18 protein-coding genes are annotated in these 16,232 nt (G+C 29.5%); 16 read left to right on the top strand and 2 right to left on the bottom strand.

Going from position 1 to position 16,232, the window contains the following annotated elements:
• Nucleotides 1-43: 43 nt before the first annotated feature.
• The 4 genes from FAY47_RS17925 (at nucleotide 44) to FAY47_RS17910 (ending at nucleotide 3,933) form a co-directional block, all read left to right on the top strand.
• Nucleotides 44-1,093 carry a hypothetical protein gene (locus FAY47_RS17925; protein ID WP_143318294.1) on the top strand — a complete coding sequence of 350 codons (1,050 nt, stop codon included), beginning with the start codon at nucleotides 44-46 and terminating at the stop codon, nucleotides 1,091-1,093.
• Nucleotides 1,094-1,360: 267 nt separating this feature from the next.
• Entirely contained in the window at nucleotides 1,361-2,110 is a 750-nt protein-coding gene (locus FAY47_RS17920) for an alpha/beta hydrolase-fold protein (RefSeq protein ID WP_143318293.1), read from the top strand.
• A gap of 99 nt (nucleotides 2,111-2,209) precedes the next feature.
• Nucleotides 2,210-3,355 carry an alanine--glyoxylate aminotransferase family protein gene (locus FAY47_RS17915; protein ID WP_143318292.1) on the top strand — a complete coding sequence of 382 codons (1,146 nt, stop codon included), beginning with the start codon at nucleotides 2,210-2,212 and terminating at the stop codon, nucleotides 3,353-3,355.
• 44 nt (nucleotides 3,356-3,399) lie between these two features.
• Nucleotides 3,400-3,933 carry an ECF transporter S component gene (locus FAY47_RS17910; protein WP_143318291.1) on the top strand — a complete coding sequence of 178 codons (534 nt, stop codon included), beginning with the start codon at nucleotides 3,400-3,402 and terminating at the stop codon, nucleotides 3,931-3,933.
• A 112-nt stretch (nucleotides 3,934-4,045) separates the two neighbouring features.
• On the opposite strand, the gene FAY47_RS17905 is transcribed toward FAY47_RS17910, so the two are convergent.
• On the bottom strand, nucleotides 4,046-5,446 hold the full coding sequence (locus FAY47_RS17905; protein WP_143318290.1) for a cellulase family glycosylhydrolase: 1,401 nt from the start codon (nucleotides 5,444-5,446) through the stop codon (nucleotides 4,046-4,048).
• Between the two features lie 445 nt (nucleotides 5,447-5,891).
• Between FAY47_RS17905 and FAY47_RS17900 the strand changes: the two genes are divergently transcribed.
• From FAY47_RS17900 to FAY47_RS17865, 8 genes are all read left to right on the top strand, one after another.
• Nucleotides 5,892-6,431, top strand: coding sequence for a fasciclin domain-containing protein (locus FAY47_RS17900; RefSeq protein ID WP_143318289.1), 540 nt, complete (start codon nucleotides 5,892-5,894; stop codon nucleotides 6,429-6,431).
• 278 nt (nucleotides 6,432-6,709) lie between these two features.
• Complete coding sequence (locus FAY47_RS17895; RefSeq protein ID WP_143318288.1) at nucleotides 6,710-7,357, top strand: DUF6198 family protein; 648 nt, start codon at nucleotides 6,710-6,712, stop codon at nucleotides 7,355-7,357.
• Nucleotides 7,358-7,468: 111 nt separating this feature from the next.
• Nucleotides 7,469-8,389, top strand: coding sequence for an ATP-binding cassette domain-containing protein (locus FAY47_RS17890; RefSeq protein WP_143318287.1), 921 nt, complete (start codon nucleotides 7,469-7,471; stop codon nucleotides 8,387-8,389).
• Complete coding sequence (locus tag FAY47_RS17885; protein ID WP_143318286.1) at nucleotides 8,386-9,105, top strand: ABC transporter permease; 720 nt, start codon at nucleotides 8,386-8,388, stop codon at nucleotides 9,103-9,105. Before FAY47_RS17890 ends, FAY47_RS17885 begins: the two co-directional genes overlap by 4 nt.
• 211 nt (nucleotides 9,106-9,316) lie before the next feature.
• Entirely contained in the window at nucleotides 9,317-10,015 is a 699-nt protein-coding gene (locus tag FAY47_RS17880; RefSeq protein WP_143318285.1) for a phage replisome organizer N-terminal domain-containing protein, read from the top strand.
• 144 nt (nucleotides 10,016-10,159) lie between these two features.
• Nucleotides 10,160-10,573, top strand: coding sequence for a cupin domain-containing protein (locus tag FAY47_RS17875; protein WP_185966892.1), 414 nt, complete (start codon nucleotides 10,160-10,162; stop codon nucleotides 10,571-10,573).
• A gap of 42 nt (nucleotides 10,574-10,615) precedes the next feature.
• Nucleotides 10,616-11,788, top strand: a complete 1,173-nt coding sequence (locus FAY47_RS17870; RefSeq protein ID WP_143318304.1) for an iron-containing alcohol dehydrogenase — start codon at nucleotides 10,616-10,618, stop codon at nucleotides 11,786-11,788.
• A gap of 22 nt (nucleotides 11,789-11,810) precedes the next feature.
• Nucleotides 11,811-12,131, top strand: a complete 321-nt coding sequence (locus FAY47_RS17865; protein WP_143318284.1) for a carboxymuconolactone decarboxylase family protein — start codon at nucleotides 11,811-11,813, stop codon at nucleotides 12,129-12,131.
• Between the two features lie 731 nt (nucleotides 12,132-12,862).
• Here the strand turns inward: FAY47_RS17865 and FAY47_RS17850 are convergent.
• Nucleotides 12,863-13,927: an NADH:flavin oxidoreductase gene (locus FAY47_RS17850; RefSeq protein ID WP_347562807.1), complete on the bottom strand. Its 1,065-nt coding sequence runs from the start codon at nucleotides 13,925-13,927 to the stop codon at nucleotides 12,863-12,865.
• A 121-nt stretch (nucleotides 13,928-14,048) separates the two neighbouring features.
• On the opposite strand from FAY47_RS17850, the gene FAY47_RS17845 reads away from it, so the two are divergent.
• From FAY47_RS17845 to FAY47_RS17835, 4 genes are all read left to right on the top strand, one after another.
• Nucleotides 14,049-14,384, top strand: coding sequence for a helix-turn-helix domain-containing protein (locus FAY47_RS17845; RefSeq protein ID WP_143318282.1), 336 nt, complete (start codon nucleotides 14,049-14,051; stop codon nucleotides 14,382-14,384).
• Nucleotides 14,385-14,676: 292 nt separating this feature from the next.
• Nucleotides 14,677-15,408, top strand: coding sequence for a hypothetical protein (locus tag FAY47_RS17840; RefSeq protein WP_243129659.1), 732 nt, complete (start codon nucleotides 14,677-14,679; stop codon nucleotides 15,406-15,408).
• A 65-nt stretch (nucleotides 15,409-15,473) separates the two neighbouring features.
• On the top strand, nucleotides 15,474-15,596 hold the full coding sequence (locus FAY47_RS21250; RefSeq protein ID WP_279232174.1) for a hypothetical protein: 123 nt from the start codon (nucleotides 15,474-15,476) through the stop codon (nucleotides 15,594-15,596).
• Between the two features lie 333 nt (nucleotides 15,597-15,929).
• A complete protein-coding gene (locus FAY47_RS17835) occupies nucleotides 15,930-16,199 on the top strand; it encodes a hypothetical protein (RefSeq protein ID WP_143318281.1) in 270 nt (89 codons plus the stop codon).
• The last annotated feature ends 33 nt before the right edge of the window (nucleotides 16,200-16,232 follow it).

The following is a 16,232-nucleotide window of genomic DNA, read 5'->3' as shown; positions in this document are numbered from 1 at the left end:
CGAGTTTTTCTTAAAATAATATTAATCATAGGGGGAACTCCAGATGAAAGCAAAATCAGTAGTTGACAAGTATAATTTCAATAAATGTGGTATTAGAGATTGTAAAGGGGATTGTAAAAATATAATACCTTTCAACAACCTTCTTAATGTACCAAAGGATTTCTTACCCAAATCTATTGGTGGGGATTGGGATAGCTTGAAAATTTCTATAATGCCATCTTTAAATTGTATAGTAGAACCTTGTATAGAGAAAACCGATATAACATTTAATGATCCATGCAATAAAAAGCATGTTGTAAAAGATTATGAATTAAAATTAAAGAAATTGAGAGTAGTTGGATCTATAAATTATATAATAAGTGCACAATATACGGCATCTCAATTGGGAATATCAGATAGCAATGCTAGTATAAGTGGAATTTATACTATGCGCATAGATAGAATACTTGGATTTGTGTTAGAGCATTTTAATAGTAATTATCATGTTTCAGTTGGCTATAAGGATTTACAATTTGATAGTCCAGAAGAATTTGTATATGGAGAAGATCATGCGCTAAAAATTAAAGGAAACTTTATCATTAATGTAGGGAACATTGTAGAAACTCTACGGAATGGAAGTTTTGAGAATGCTTTTGCAGATTGGAATGTAGTTGTTCCCACAGGAGCATCTGCTGAAACAGTATCTATTTTTGAGCCATCTTCCACACTTATTTATAGACCAATTGATGAATGTTATTTTGCTTTGTTGAAGACAGATGGTCCAGGATCATATACAACAATATCACAAACATTTGCTGCTAAGGCTGGAGATAAAATTGAAGGATGGGCATTTTTTAAGGCAAATGATTATTTACCTTTTAATGATAACAGTAAAGTAAGGATAAAAGCAGGAAATAATGTAATAGCAACACCATTTAATTATAGTGTAAGTGATGTTGGTGATTATGGGCATACACCTTGGACTTATTGGAGTCACACTTTTACAGCAGATGGAACATTTACAATAGAGGCTCAAATTGCAAATGCTTTAGATTCTTCTCTTGATAGCTATATGGGGTTAGATGCAATTAGGCTAATAAGACCAATAATTTAAATTAAAAAATATTTGATGGAAACTAGCACATCATAATAAATTATAAAAGGGAGCTGTCGCAAATCCAAAGTAGTTAAAATTTATTTGCGATAGTTCTTTATATCTTTCATAACAATATAATTCCTTGAATAGGTAGAAAAAATAATATATACTAATAGTAATTGATAATTATTATCAACAATATGAAAATTATAATGTATTAAAAGAATAAATTAAAATAGCAGAAGGTGGATTATTTTTAATAGATTAAAGAGAGGATAAACAAGAGTGAGAGGATTAATTTTAGAAAAAGTAGTATTGGATAGAGAAGTGTTCATTTATTTGCCAGAAGGATATAAAACTAATGATAAAAAGTATCCTGTAATTTATGTTCTTGATGGAGATAAATTTAAAAAGATTTTTAATGAATTAATTGATTATATAGAAGATGAATTTTTAAAGAGATCTTTAGAAGAGCATATAATAGTAGGGATTACGCCTAAGAATAGAGTAAACGAATATACTCCATGGTTCTCAAAAGCATTAGATAAGAGATTTCAGGATTTCAAAGGAAATGGTGGCGAATATCTTGACTTTTTATCAGGTTATTTACAGGTTTATATTGAAAGTGAATTTAGAGTAAACAAAGATAAAAAAGATAGAAAAATTATGGGGTATTCTCTTGGGGCATTAGTCTCATTATATTCAATCTATAAAAATGATGATTATGGTGAAATTGCAAGTATATGTGCTTCTCAATGGTATGAAAATTGGATTAAATTTATTAATGAAGAAAATATGCTAAATAATGATTTCAAACTTATTATGATTGCAGGTAGAAATGAGGGGAAAAATAAAATTACTATACATAAATACTTACCTAAGCTTTCTGAGGAATCTTATGAAATATTTAAAAGAAGAATTGGGATAAAGAATGTAAAAATGGTTTGGGATGAATATGATCATCATGAAAATGTATTAAATAGATATAAAATTGCATTAGAGTTTTTGCTAAGTAAAAAAGTTTTAAATAAATAGTATAGCAAGAAAGTAAATTGTATCAGTACAATTTACTTTTTTTATTTTATATGATATTTTATCAATATTAAGCGGAGAAAGAAGATGGAGGTGTTGTTAATGAATAATAAATTTGTCTATGCGCCAGGGCCTACAAGTGTAAGAGAAAATGTCAGATTAGAAAGAGCTAAGATAACTACTAATCCAGATGTTGATGAAGAATTTGTAGAGTTCTATAAAAATACTTGTGATAAGATAGGTAAAATTATAAAAACGGAAAATCCAGTTTACATACTAAGTGGAGAAGGTATTTTAGGACTAGAAGCAGCATGTGCATCTCTTACAGAAGCAGGTGATAGAGTTCTTGTGATAGATAATGGGATTTATGGAAGAGGGTTTGAAGGCTTTGTAAAAATGTATGGAGGAGAAGGAGTATATTTTTCAGACTTCTACGATAATTCTATAAATGAAAAGAAATTAAGTGAGTTTCTAGAAAAGGATCACAACTTTAAGTATGCCACAATAGTCCATTGCGATACTCCAACAGGCGTATTAAATAATTTATCAAAGATATGCCCTCTATTAAATAAATATGGTATTTTAACTGTTGTTGATTCTGTTTCAGCAATGGCTGGTGAAGAAATAAAAGTTGATGAGTGGAAAATTGATATAGCTTTAGGAGGATCACAGAAAGCATTTTCAGCTCCAACTGGATTAACTATGGTCAGTATTAGTGAAAAGGCTAAAGAAGCAATGAAGAATAGAAAAACTCCTATAGTAGGGTTTTATTGTAATTTAACAATTTGGGAAAATTATTATAAAGATAAATGGTTTCCATATACAATGCCAATAAGCGATATTATGGGACTAAGTAAGGCATTGGATAATATTTTAGATGAGGGTATTGAAAATGTACTTATTAGACATGAAAAAATAGCAAATGCAACAAGAAAAGCTATAAAGGAATATGGTCTTCAGTTATTTTTAAATGGCGGCTATTCTAATACAGTTACTGCTGTTAAAGTGCCAGAAAATATAGGGGCTTTAAAGCTTAAAGATTATATGTTAAAAAAATATAATACTTTAATAATAACATCATTGAAACCATACGATAATGAAATTTTAAGAATAGGACATATGGGAGAAAATGCTCGTCAAGATAAAATAGTTTATGCATTAAATGTCATTGATAATGGATTAAAGGATTTAGGTTTTAATAGTGATAAGGAATTAGTGGGTCTGTTTTATAAATACTTGGATAGATAAGCAAAATTGATTTTATAAAAATAAATAAAGGTGGGGCAGAAAAAATGGAAGAAAGTAAAGGAAAAGTTAGGTTAAGAACGAAGGACATGGTGGAGACAGCACTATTAATAGCATTAGTTTTTGTATCAACTGCATTTATTAATATTAGATTACCCTTTTTATCTAATGGTGGATTAGTTCATTTGGGAACTGTGATGTTATTTATTGCAGCAATAGTCTTTGGAAAAGAAAAAGGTGCTATAGCTGGAGCTGTAGGTATGGCAATTTTTGATTTATCTTCAGGATGGGCACTTTGGGCACCATTTACCTTTGTTGTAAGAGGAGTTATGGGGTATATGCTTGGGTCTATTGCATGGAGTAAAAAAAGAGATGGAAATAGTCTTTGTTTAGATATAGTTGGAATAATTTTATCTGGTGCTTGGATGATTTTTGGATATTATATTACAGAAGGAATTCTTTATGGGAATTGGATAACACCAGTGGCTTCAATGCCTGGAAATTTAACACAAATTATCGTTGGATTGATATTAGCTTTACCTATTTCTAAGATTCTTAAAAGATATGCAAAATATATATAAAAATTCTTAATAAGTTTGAATCACTTGGCAGCAATATTTAAATTGCTTTTATGATATGAGAAAACTGGCAATATGTTATAAACATACTGCCAGTTTTAATTTTTATTAATAATTATAATAAATCATAAAGGGCATATAAATCACTAATGTCTATTTCTCCATCTTCATTAATATCTGCATTCTTTTCTTTTATATTTAATGAAGGATTTAATAAATATTTCTTCAATGCAATACAATCTGACATTGATACTTCACCATCACCATCTACGTCACCTTTAAGTACGGTAGGTGCACCTTCAACGCTCATTATAGCATCAATAATCCCTTGTTGTGTTACAGTAGCATTAGATCTATTAAATAAGCCAAAGCCATATTGTCCATTATATCCGTTATCCCATACAACAGGTACAGCTCCATAATTTTTTGCAGTTGAACATACTTTTTGTGTAAATATAGCACGATAAGTATTGTTAGTGGAATCATCATTTGTTTTATCTACTGAACCAAATTCTCCAATTACAACAGGATATCCCTGTGCTGTGAATTTATCGTGCATAGCTTTAAATTGTGAATTTAAATAATCTTCTTGTCCCCAAGTTGATTTTTTTGTACTGTCTTTAGAAGTTTGTCCCCATTGGGTTGTTTTCCCAGATTGGTCTCCACAGAAATCCCAAGGAGAGTAATAATGGGCTGATATCATTATTCTTTTTTCAGAACTTGGAATTGTATTTGATCTGTAGTTGTCTGTAGGAATAACAAAACCGTAATCGCCAACTGTGTAATCAATATTTGTATTCCAACCTGGAATTAGAAGCCATCTTGCACTGTTATTGCCACCAGTTTGCCTTACTGTATCAACGAATATTTGATTATAAGCGTTTATATTTGAGTAGTATGTTCTGTTTGGTGGAGTGTAAGTACCATCAAATTCTTCATTCATTGATTCAAATATTAAACGTTCATTGTAATTTGAAAATGTATTTGCAATTTGTTCCCATGCTTTTTGGTATTTAGCTTTTATAGTTGCTTGGTCATTTGAATTACATAAAAGCCATGATCCAGAAACTGTAGGATAACCATCACCATGCATATTTATAATTACAAATAAACCTTCGCTATATGCATAATCTACTACTTCTTTGATTCTAGTTAACCAAGAAGAAGCAATAGTGTAATTTGGGGCACTACCTATTTTATTTAAGTATGAAACAGGAATACGAATTGTTCTAAATCCAGCTTCTTTTACTTTTTTGATTAGAGTTTTTGTAATTGTAGGATTTCCCCAAGCTGTTTCGCTAGGGTTACCATTCCCATCTGTGGCTTCAAGTTGATTTCCTAAATTCCAACCTGCACCCATTTCATACACAATTTTTGTAGAGTTTAATTGATTAAAGTCAGATGATAGCGTAGTAGCTGCAGATGCGTTATTTAAACCAGAAATAGCAGTTGTAAATAGAAAAGTTACAGCTAGTATAGATACTTTGAAAAATTTAGATAACTTTGATTTTAACATTATAAAATCATCCTTTCATATTTTTTTATTTAATATATCCATCATTTTCTAAATAGAAAATCTAAGATAGTTTGTCTCACGTTACAACGATTTATTATGTAAAGTATAATAAATCATCTATTTATGTATTAATAAGCTTACTTCGTAAATTTATATTCTAAGCTAAGATGAAGAATATAAATGTAAAGTAGCTACCTTTGCTAACATTTTATGTTAAAAAATAAAAAAATACAATAATATTATCGTAATCTACATTATATTAGATTTTATGCATAAATATTGGGTATTTACAGAAAAATCAGTAGCTAAAAATGTTCTTTTATTCAGAGTATAATTAATTATTTATATATTATTATTAAATGTAAAATTATAAATTGTCTAATAAATCTAGAAGTAACTGTGCATACTAAGTTCGTTGAATTTAATTTAGAAAGGGAGATTTATTATGAAAAAGAAAATTAAAAAGCTAATACCTATATTAATAATGGTATTATTATTTAACACTGTGGGGTTAAGTTCTTACGCAAGTGAACAAGTCACAAATTCGCAACAAAAGGAGCAACAAGATAATTCAAAAAATATTATTGATATTGCTGTTGGAGATGGTAGATTTAAAACTTTAGTAGCTGCTTTAAAGGCTGCTGAGTTAGAGGATTCACTTAAGGGGCAAGGGCCATTTACAGTATTTGCACCTACAGATGATGCATTTGCAAAGCTTCCTGAAAATATTATGAAAGATCTTTTAAAACCAGGCAACAAGGAGAATCTTGAAAATATTTTAACTTATCATGTTACACCTCAAAGACTCGTGTCAGAAGAAATATTAAAGTTAAATGGTAAGGAAATAAAAATGTTAAATGGGAAGAATGCAAAAATAGAAGTTAGGAATAATGAGGTGTATATTGACGGGGCTAAGATTGTAGGTAAAGATATTATTGGGAAAAATGGAGTTATACATGTAATAGAAACAGTAATGATGCCATAATAAGCATGTATATATCTTTTAAGAATCAATAAACATAGAGGGGTTTTTAAAGTTAAATAATGGTGATTAAATAGTGCAATAAAATTATTGCACTATTTAATTTTCTTTTCATTAGCATTTTAAACTAGATTCTTTATAAGAATACGTAAAATATAGAAGTTATTTGTTAACAGATAGCTTCTATTATTTTTTGTTTTAAATATTTGATATAAATTTACAAAGTAGAATTTTAGATTAAAAATCAATATAATGAATGTTATGAGAATGGAGGAATTTATATGAAGAAATTTTTTCGTGGAATTATGTATATTATTGGACTTGTATTACTTGCATTAGGAATTACCTTGAACACAAAGACTGGACTTGGAGTTTCTCCTATTAATGCAATTCCTTATAGTATTTCGCAAATATTCGAAATTAACTTAGGTAATGCTACTTTGTGTGTTTATATATTTTGTGTAATTGGACAGATAGCACTTAGAGGAATGAGAGTTAGAACGCTCGACTTGTTACAGATTCCTATGAGTATTATTTTTAGTAGAGTGATTAATATTTTTGATGGGATGATAAAAATAAATATTGATAGTTTTATAATAAACCTAATTTTACTTATGATAGCAATAGTGCTTACAGGAATAGGGGTGGCTATTTCAGTTGAAATGAAGTTAGTTCCTAATGCTGCAGATGGTTTTACACAAGCTTTAGGGGAGAGAATTGGGAAAAATCTTGGATTTGCAAAGAACATTGTAGATATATCATCTGTTATTATTGCCATTACTATAGGTATGGTGTTTTCAGGGAAAGTAATCGGTATTGGTTTAGGAACTTTAGTAGCTGTGCCTGGTATAGGTCGTTCTATTGCCTTGTTTAATATGTTTTTTAAAGAAAGAATGTTTATACTTACAAGTGAGCAAAATCAAGCTTAGATTAACATGTAATATTTTTGAAAATATGTTATAATAAGTTCTGTGCAAAATTATAATCCAATGAATAATACAGGCAAAAATTATGGATGATTTAATTTTTAGGAGATTAGCATGGAATATATATTAAGAACTAAAAATTTAACTAAAAGATATAAAGAGCAGATAAGTGTAAACAATCTATGTATGAATGTTGAAAAGGGAGATATATATGGATTTATAGGAAAAAACGGAGCTGGGAAAACTACTACGTTAAAAATGATATTAGGATTAATTCCTCCTACAAGTGGAGGTGTTAATATTTTTGGAAGTGAAGTAAGAAGAAATGATATTTCTTATTTAAGGGATATTGGTTCAATTATAGAATTTCCTTCATCGTATGAAGAGTTAACTGCTTATGAAAATTTAAAGCTTCACATAAATTATATGGGAATAAGAGATGAAAAGACAATAGATAAATCTTTAGAAAAGCTTGGGTTATTAAAAGATAGGAATAAAAAGGTGAAAAATTTTTCATTGGGAATGAAACAAAGACTTGGCATAGCTCGTGCAATTTTACATGAGCCTAAACTTTTAATATTAGACGAGCCTACAAATGGGCTTGATCCATTAGGAATAGTAGAGCTTAGGCAATTTATATTAAGGCTTGCATCAGAAAATCAATTAACATTAATAATATCCAGCCATATCTTAAGTGAACTTGAACTTATGATAAATAAATTAGGAATCATAGATAAAGGCGTTTTATTAAAAGAAGTAGCTATGGAAGAAGTTAAAAATAACTGCTTAGAATATGCTGATATAAGGGTTGATAATATAGAAAAAGCACAAAAGATTTTAGAAAGTCACTTTGGTTTGAATAGTGAATTAATTGAAGATAAATATATAAGAATTGATTTAAAAGAAAAAAATATAAAAACAAATCTTATAAGTAAGCTATTAATAGATAATAATTTGGAGTTATTTGAACTAATTAATCGCAGAGAAAATCTTGAAGAGTATTTTGTAAGTCTTTCAGGAGGAGTAAAGTTATGATTAGATTTGTAAGGAAAGAAATCTTTAAGTTTAGAAAAGAAAAAATAAAGTATTGTTTATTAGTATTGTGTATTCCTACTATTATTTCATTTTTAATGTATGCTTTTAATGAAAAATATGATTTAGTTGAATGGGATGGATATTTAAATAACATAATAACATTTTTAAATTATATTGTCTGTTCAATAGTTTATGGAATAATAACTGCTTATACTTTTGGACATGAGTATGAAACAAAAACAATAAATATACTTTTTACTTATCCTATTAACAGAATGAAAATTCTAATGTCAAAGCTATTATTTATTTTCATTATTATAGTTAGCACCTTGGTTGGCATATTCTTACTTTCAATAGGATTAGGTCTATTAATAAAACATGAAAGTTTAACAGCAGCAATTTTTCTATATTATTTAGGTGCTTTTATAAAAATGATGGTATTTCACTTTATGCTTATTTGTATAGTTAGTGCTGTAGCTATTTCGTCAAAGAGTGTATTGCCTGCTATAATATTTATAATTTCTGTTTCGTTTGCAAATTTAGTAGTAGTGAATACAAAAATTGCATCATTTTATCCATGGAGCGCACCAATTTTACTTAGTCCTCATGAAAATGTAGGAAGAAATTATGTACCATCTCTTTTCTGTATGGTATCTCTAATAATAATTTTCATAATTGGTGTTGGTATATCAATAAAAAAGTACAAGTATATTTAATAGTAAAAGGAAGCAACTGAAAATAGTGATGTATAAGAAAATAGGGCTGTAGATAGATTTTGTGTGAATACAAATCATCTACAGTTTTTTTATGTCATGATTTAATTTTTAAATAAAAAAACTTTTGAATTTAACTGAACTTTTATTAATTTTAGTATATATCTTAAATAGAAGAAGCATAAAAAAATAAAAGTTAAGGGGAAGATAATTCATGAGAGAGAGAAAATATGTGAAATTTAGAGTTGATATGTACGATGATACTAAATTTAAGATAATAGATATGAAACCAGAAAGGGACCTTATTCATTATGTTTGGACTAGAATTGTAACTTTAGCTGGAAAGGTAAATTTGGAAGGTAATTTATATCTTTCTAAAAATATTCCATATACAGTAGAAACTTTGGCTATAGAATTTAACAGGGATGTAGATCAGATTAAATTAGCTTTAGATGTTTTAATAGATTTAGAGATGATTGAATTTGATGAAGGTAAGATTTATAGGGTGAAAAATTTTGTGAAACATCAAAATATTAAAGTTAAAGAGAAAAATAAACTTAATGATAATAAAGAGAAAATAGAAGAGCAAGAAATTAATATGAAAGATGATATACATAATAAGGACGAGGAATATAAAAATAAAATAGAAGATACTAATGATGAGTTTAATAAAGAAATAAATGTAATTAATAATGGAAGTGAAGATATAGTTTGTAACGATCAGGGGCATATTCCTTTATTTTTAGATACCAAAAATAATAAGAAGACACATAAAAGGAAAAAGAAAAGTAAAAACTCTGACATTACAGGTGAAGAAATTGAAGATAGTGAACTAGTTTGCTTTCATGATGGATATGAAGAAAGTCCTTTAGGTAAAAATGAATCTATTGCTCATAGGTGGGCTTTTTGCTGACCAATGATTAAAATAAAAAAACTTGACTTGGAGTTAGCTCTAAGTAGTAGGATGGAAATATAATATTTCTTTGTTGCGTAATTAAATTAGTATAAGATTCACAACATAAAATATAGGAAAGTAAAAAATTTGGAGGTGATATTAATGAATAGTTTAGAAGAATTAAAAAGAGCTACAGTATTCCCTATGGGAGAAGAAAATAGAATGTTTGAAAAGTATTTTATAGGAAAGAGCTACTTAAACATGTTGACGATGGAAGGAATAGGGATAGGTAATGTAACCTTTGAACCAGTATGCCGAAATAACTGGCATATACACCATAAGGGGGGCCAGGTGTTATTATGTACTGCTGGCAGAGGATACTATCAGGAATGGGGAAAAGAACCACAAGAGTTACATCCAGGAGATGTAGTGAATATTTCGCCAGAAGTAAAACATTGGCATGGAGCTGCACCAGATAGCTGGTTTGCACATCTTGCAGTAGAAGTTCCAGCAGAAGGAGCATCTAATGAGTGGTTAGAGCCTGTATCTGAAGAGGAATATGGAAAACTAAAATAAAAAATGTTGATGCGCAAAAGAGGCGCAGGAATGGAGAAAAGAATGAATATAGATTTTACTTATCAAAACCCAACAACAATACATTTTGGAAAATCAGCTTTAGATAATTTAAGTAGTGAGCTTGCAAATTATGGTGATACTATTATGCTTGCTTATGGAAAAGGTGCCATTAAGAAAAACGGACTTTATGACCAGGTTATATCTATCTTAAAGGAAAATGGTAAAGGTATAGTTGAATTATGTGGAATTATGGCAAACCCAACTTATGAAAAAGTCATGGAAGGAGCTAAACTTGTACGTGAGAATAATGTAGATCTTATTTTAGCTGTAGGCGGTGGTTCTGTAATTGACTGTGCAAAGGCAATTTCCGCATCTGCATATTGCGAAGGAGATGCTTGGACACGTTACTGGGTAAACTTTGAACCTGTAGATAATAAAATAGTATCAGTTGCATCTATTCTTACATTGGCAGGAACTGGATCTGAAATGAATGGGGGATCAGTTATTACCAATAATGATGTGAAACTTAAAATGGGACGTGTTTTTTCATCAGAAATGAATCCTAAATTTTCAATATTAAACCCTGAATATACATTTACACTACCTAAATATCAGATGGTTAGCGGAATCTTTGATATGATGTCACATTTGATGGAAGCTTATTTCTCAGGTGAAGATGATGTTACTAGTGATTATTTAATTGAAGGACTTCTTCGTTCTGTTATCAACAGTGCAAGAATTGCAGTACAAAATCCTAATGACTATGAAGCAAGAAGTAATTTAATGTGGAGTTCTACCCTTGCAATGAATCCTATTATGGGATTGAGCAAGACACAAGACTGGGAAGTGCATATGATAAAACATCAACTTGGTGCTTATACTGATTGTGCACATGGTATGGGCCTTGCGGCAATATCACTTCCATATTACAGATATATCTATAAGTTTGGTTTAGATAAGTTTGTTCGTTTTGCTAAGCAAGTATGGGCTGTAGATGAAACTGGAAAGACAAAGGAAGAAGTTGCTTTAGCTGGTATTGATGCTATGGAAAGTTTTATGAAAGAATGCAGTATAGTAACTAATATAAAAGAACTTGGTGCAACAGAAGAGATACTTCCACTAATTGCAAATTCAACTGTGCTTTTAGGAGGATATAAAGTATTGACAGCAGATGAAATATTAGAAATTTTAAAGACTGCATATGCTGCGGGATAGTACAGAAAGAAGGAATATAATTATGAAAAAACAAACAGCAGGTAGAGATGCTCTTGGATCATTTGCACCTAAATTTGCAGAATTAAATGATGATGTTCTTTTTGGAGAGGTATGGGCAAGAGAAGATAAATTATCATTAAGAGATCGTAGTATCATTACTGTAACTGCACTAATAACAAAGGGAATATTTGATAATTCCTTAAAATATCATATTGCTAATGCAAAGAATAATGGTGTTACTGCTGAGGAAATATCAGAAATTATCACTCATCTTGCGTTCTACGTAGGATGGCCTAATGCATGGGCAGCATTTGCATTAGCTAAAGAGGTATATGGCGAGTGATGAATTAAATTTCCATAAAACTTAAAAGAATAGAATGAGATGTTCCAAGTGGTTATGTTTTTTAAGGTGATTTAGAAAGAATAATATATTGACATAAAGTCAACTGTACCATTTATCATAGGGATATAGATAGAGTTAACTACTTATGAATGACCATTATTAGCAGGGGATATATGGAATTGCATCATTAAGAATTTTTACTTTAATTCCATGCACAGTTTTTATAATTATTGGAGGAGTTTTATTTAATCTATTAGAATCATTTATGCTAACTGCTATTGCAAATCTAATTAGTGAGATTTTATTATTTTACTTTGTAAAACTAACATTTGGTATGAGTTATCAAAATAAAATAATAAAAAAATACCCTAAAATATATAACATGATAAAAAAGAATAATGGAATAATGAAGTTACCGAGTAAAAAATAAGCATATAGATTATATAAATTTTAAGATGTGTTAGAAGTAAATAATTTATTCCTTTAATAAGGAACTATTTGAAACTCTATTATCTGAATAGAATTATTAATAGAATATGTTCCAATCCTTGAATATAGTTTTTCACGTGCTGTTATAGTAAGAATACAATCTGCAAAGGTTGTTAAAAATGCCCCTCAATCAAGGGCACAACCAGTGTATCATCAGTTTTTATCAAGCGCAAAAGTTGTACAAAAAAGCTGATTCTGTTTAATACAGAAATCAGCTTTTCTAATAAGTAAAAGTATTATAATTATTTATTATTTCGTTCAAATACAACTTTACCAGCACAAACTTTAGATTGGCCAAACCACATACATTTAGCACATTTTAAACACTTACCAGTATCTTTGCTTTCCTTAGCATCATTTGCCCAATTAGGATTTATAAGGAACCCTCTACCAATATCCACTAAATCTACATTTGTTTCAGTTAATATATCTTCTGCATTCTCGGCTGAATAGATACCATCAACTGCAAATATTGGAACAGAAACTTCTTTCTTAATTTCTTCAGCTGCATAAACTGCATTAGAGAATTTATATCCTTCAGGCGCATTCATTTCTAGTTCATTAAAGAATCCATAAGAAATGTCAAGGAAGTCTATGCCATTGGCTTTTAATACTTTAGCATGATGCAATCCATCTTCAACTGTTGGTTCAAATCCACCTAAACGTATTCCTACAACAAATTCTTCAGGAGTTACTTTTCTAATTCCTTCTAATATTTCTGTTACAAAGTTTTCAGGATTCTTTCCATATGCATCAGTTCTTTTATTTACTCTCTTATTTAAGAATTGGCTAATTAAATATCCATGGCAACCATGAAGTTCAATTCCATCATAGCCGGCTTCATAAGCTCTTCTGGCAGCTTTAATATAGTCATTTTGTATAGATTTTATATCTTCTATAGTCATTTCACGACCAACAACAGTTTTTAAAGGATTTTTATATTCATAGGCACTTGGGCATAATGGAGCTTCAGATATTCCAACAACTCCTGCATGATGAATTTGAATAAATATAGCACAGTTTTCTTTATGAACTGTATCAACTATAGTCTTTAATCCTTCAATTTGTCCATCTTCCCATATTCCAAGTTGTTTTGAAGATAATCTTCCATCAGCATTAATACATGTAGCTTCTTGAATTATTAATCCAGCACCACCTTGAGCTAATTTTTTATAACGTTCAACATTTTCTGGTGCTACATATCCATCAGGAGAAAATCCAACTACCATTGGAGGTACACAAATACGGTTTTTAATTTTTACATTTTTAATACTAAATTCTGAAAATAGCTTTTTCAAAAATTCCACACTCCCATTTTATTAATGATTTACACTAAACCTATAATTTGATATGGTATTAGTATATTTTATATAGGAACAAAATATCAAGTACGCACATTTTTGTGCCTTAAATTGGGGGGATTATTTTATGAAAGAAAAGTTAGAAAAAACAATACACATATGTCATGGCAAATGTCCAGTTGTTGATGCTCTTGAAGTTATTGGGGGAAAGTGGAGAATTCCAATCATTTGGAATTTATATACAGACAAGATACTAAGATACAATGAACTTAAAAGAAGTATACCTGGAATAACTAACATTATGCTAACCAGGTCTTTACAGTCTTTAGAGCAGCATGGACTCGTAAAAAGGATAGAATATAACAAGGTTCCTCCTCATGTTGAGTATTCATTAACAGAGAAATGCAAGGGGCTTATGCCTGCATTAGAAATTATAAATGAATGGGGAAAAAGCATTTCCTAAGTTGATATGCTGAATTTTGTAGCATTTTAATAGAAAAAATTATTACAGTTCTTATAAATACAAATGTGAAATTCAAAAGGATTTATCAGATTATATGAGTAATTTTGAAAGGGACATTATAATTATCATAAACAAATAAGAATAAGTATATTCTTTATTCTCTTTTATGACTAAAGCATCATGTTAAATGACTAATTTTGAAGAAAAATTATTTCATGGCAACAATGGTGAAGTAATAGTATTTTGTTGTATAGCTTATATATATTAACAAAATAGTTGAGAAGAGGCAAAGATGAAGAAATACATGCTAATTAAACTAAGAAGAATACTTTTATCTTCTATAATTAATCCCTTATTTATGATGGTATATTGGATTTTATTTTATGAATTATATACCTTATGTAAGTATGGAAAAATGAACAGTAATATTTATATACTGCTTGCTTGTATGCTGTTTTATGATACATTTCTTTACGGGAAAAGTAGCATGGGACAACTAAAAAGCTACTTAATTTCTTATGATAGTAAAAAGTCAGATGAGATAATAGTAAATTTAGATGGGTATGTTAATGAAGATTATAACGAAGAAAAACTTTTAGATCCATTTATTGAGACGATGAAGGTTCTTCCAATTAAGGATTCCATAGAATACTGGAATGAAGAACATTTTGGAATTCTTTATTATGGAAAGAAGAGCTTTGGATATAATACTGATGGAAATGTGAAGGCAGCAACAAAAGCACCTACAGAATTAATTGGATACTTTGCGTCCTTATACGTACCAGGAAAAGAAAAAACATATATGCCTTACAGATATGCTTTGGAAGAGGACTTAGCTAATATTAAGCAAGAAGAACAGTTAAAGAAAAATAAGGAAGAAGAAGAGGCGGATAAAAAGGCAAGTAGTGATACAGAGCAATTTTATTTATCAGATAAAGTTGGATTCGTATGTTTATCTCATAGTGGTGGTATTACGGTTGAGTTATATGGAACGCAAGATGGAGGTCATCCTTCCAAAAGATAACTTTCCTACCAATTAAGGTAACAGTAAGTGGGTTAGAACCATATAATCCTTTTGATTTTCCTGAAATGCCTTATGAAAAAGATGGAAGTCTTAATGTCTTGGTTGGACAAGGTTCAGATGGAGATTATAATGGGGGACTAAGGCTCTATATGAATCTAAAGATAATGGGAAGACATGGAGCTATATAAAAGAAACTAATGATAAGTAATGTGGATAGATATTAAGCAACATTTTTGTGGCAGATATTACGTTTTTAATTATTTATTGCAAGTTGTGCTATGTAATTATATCTATTGCGGAATTACAAAAAGAATTAAGTGCTAATTTTTTAGAGCTGTTCTAGTTGTGCCCATTGGAAAAGGCAAAGATGTTTTAACGAAAATTACGTAGATTTATAAACAATATGATGTGTGTTTATAGTACACAAGATCTTTAAAAAATACAAATGTGTCAAATGTTTTCACATTTATGGTGATTTAATTAAAATGATAAAAGTTAAGTGCAGGGAGGTGGCAGTACCCATGATTAATGAATTTAAAGAATTAGTAAAGCCAACAGTGGAAAATCCTATAAGGTATACTGAAAGGGCAACAAGGGATGTTAGAAGGGCCCATTTTACAGAGGAGATGTTAAAACAAGTTATTTTAAATCCTAAAAAGATAGATAAGTGTGGGAAAAATATTTTTATTGTTTATGGGGAAAAGACTGCAAAAATGAAAATCGAAATCGTTGAAAATGCAAATTTGCTAATCCATTGGTTTGAATATAACAAAGTACCTTTTTTTGGTTAAAAGGGTAAAAGAATTTTATTATTAGATATGTTT

The sequence above is a fragment of the Clostridium sp. HBUAS56017 genome, from assembly GCF_007115085.1.
Classification (GTDB): Bacteria; Bacillota; Clostridia; order Clostridiales; family Clostridiaceae; genus Clostridium; species Clostridium cibarium.
Note: the sequence above shows the minus strand (reverse complement) of the source record. Positions and strands in the feature narration are given on the sequence as shown.

Bases quoted from the DNA above. Each gene is read 5' to 3' on its own strand.
- FAY47_RS17925 (WP_143318294.1), top strand. From the start codon at position 44: ATGAAAGCAAAATCAGTAGTTGACAAGTATAATTTCAATAAATGTGGT.
- FAY47_RS17915 (WP_143318292.1), top strand. From the start codon at position 2,210: ATGAATAATAAATTTGTCTATGCGCCAGGGCCTACAAGTGTAAGAGAA.
- FAY47_RS17910 (WP_143318291.1), top strand. From the start codon at position 3,400: ATGGAAGAAAGTAAAGGAAAAGTTAGGTTAAGAACGAAGGACATGGTG.
- FAY47_RS17905 (WP_143318290.1), bottom strand. From the start codon at position 5,446: ATGTTAAAATCAAAGTTATCTAAATTTTTCAAAGTATCTATACTAGCT.
- FAY47_RS17900 (WP_143318289.1), top strand. From the start codon at position 5,892: ATGAAAAAGAAAATTAAAAAGCTAATACCTATATTAATAATGGTATTA.
- FAY47_RS17895 (WP_143318288.1), top strand. From the start codon at position 6,710: ATGAAGAAATTTTTTCGTGGAATTATGTATATTATTGGACTTGTATTA.
- FAY47_RS17890 (WP_143318287.1), top strand. From the start codon at position 7,469: ATGGAATATATATTAAGAACTAAAAATTTAACTAAAAGATATAAAGAG.
- FAY47_RS17885 (WP_143318286.1), top strand. From the start codon at position 8,386: ATGATTAGATTTGTAAGGAAAGAAATCTTTAAGTTTAGAAAAGAAAAA.
- FAY47_RS17880 (WP_143318285.1), top strand. From the start codon at position 9,317: ATGAGAGAGAGAAAATATGTGAAATTTAGAGTTGATATGTACGATGAT.
- FAY47_RS17875 (WP_185966892.1), top strand. From the start codon at position 10,160: ATGAATAGTTTAGAAGAATTAAAAAGAGCTACAGTATTCCCTATGGGA.
- FAY47_RS17870 (WP_143318304.1), top strand. From the start codon at position 10,616: ATGAATATAGATTTTACTTATCAAAACCCAACAACAATACATTTTGGA.
- FAY47_RS17865 (WP_143318284.1), top strand. From the start codon at position 11,811: ATGAAAAAACAAACAGCAGGTAGAGATGCTCTTGGATCATTTGCACCT.
- FAY47_RS17845 (WP_143318282.1), top strand. From the start codon at position 14,049: ATGAAAGAAAAGTTAGAAAAAACAATACACATATGTCATGGCAAATGT.
- FAY47_RS17840 (WP_243129659.1), top strand. From the start codon at position 14,677: ATGAAGAAATACATGCTAATTAAACTAAGAAGAATACTTTTATCTTCT.
- FAY47_RS21250 (WP_279232174.1), top strand. From the start codon at position 15,474: ATGCCTTATGAAAAAGATGGAAGTCTTAATGTCTTGGTTGGACAAGGT.
- FAY47_RS17835 (WP_143318281.1), top strand. From the start codon at position 15,930: ATGATTAATGAATTTAAAGAATTAGTAAAGCCAACAGTGGAAAATCCT.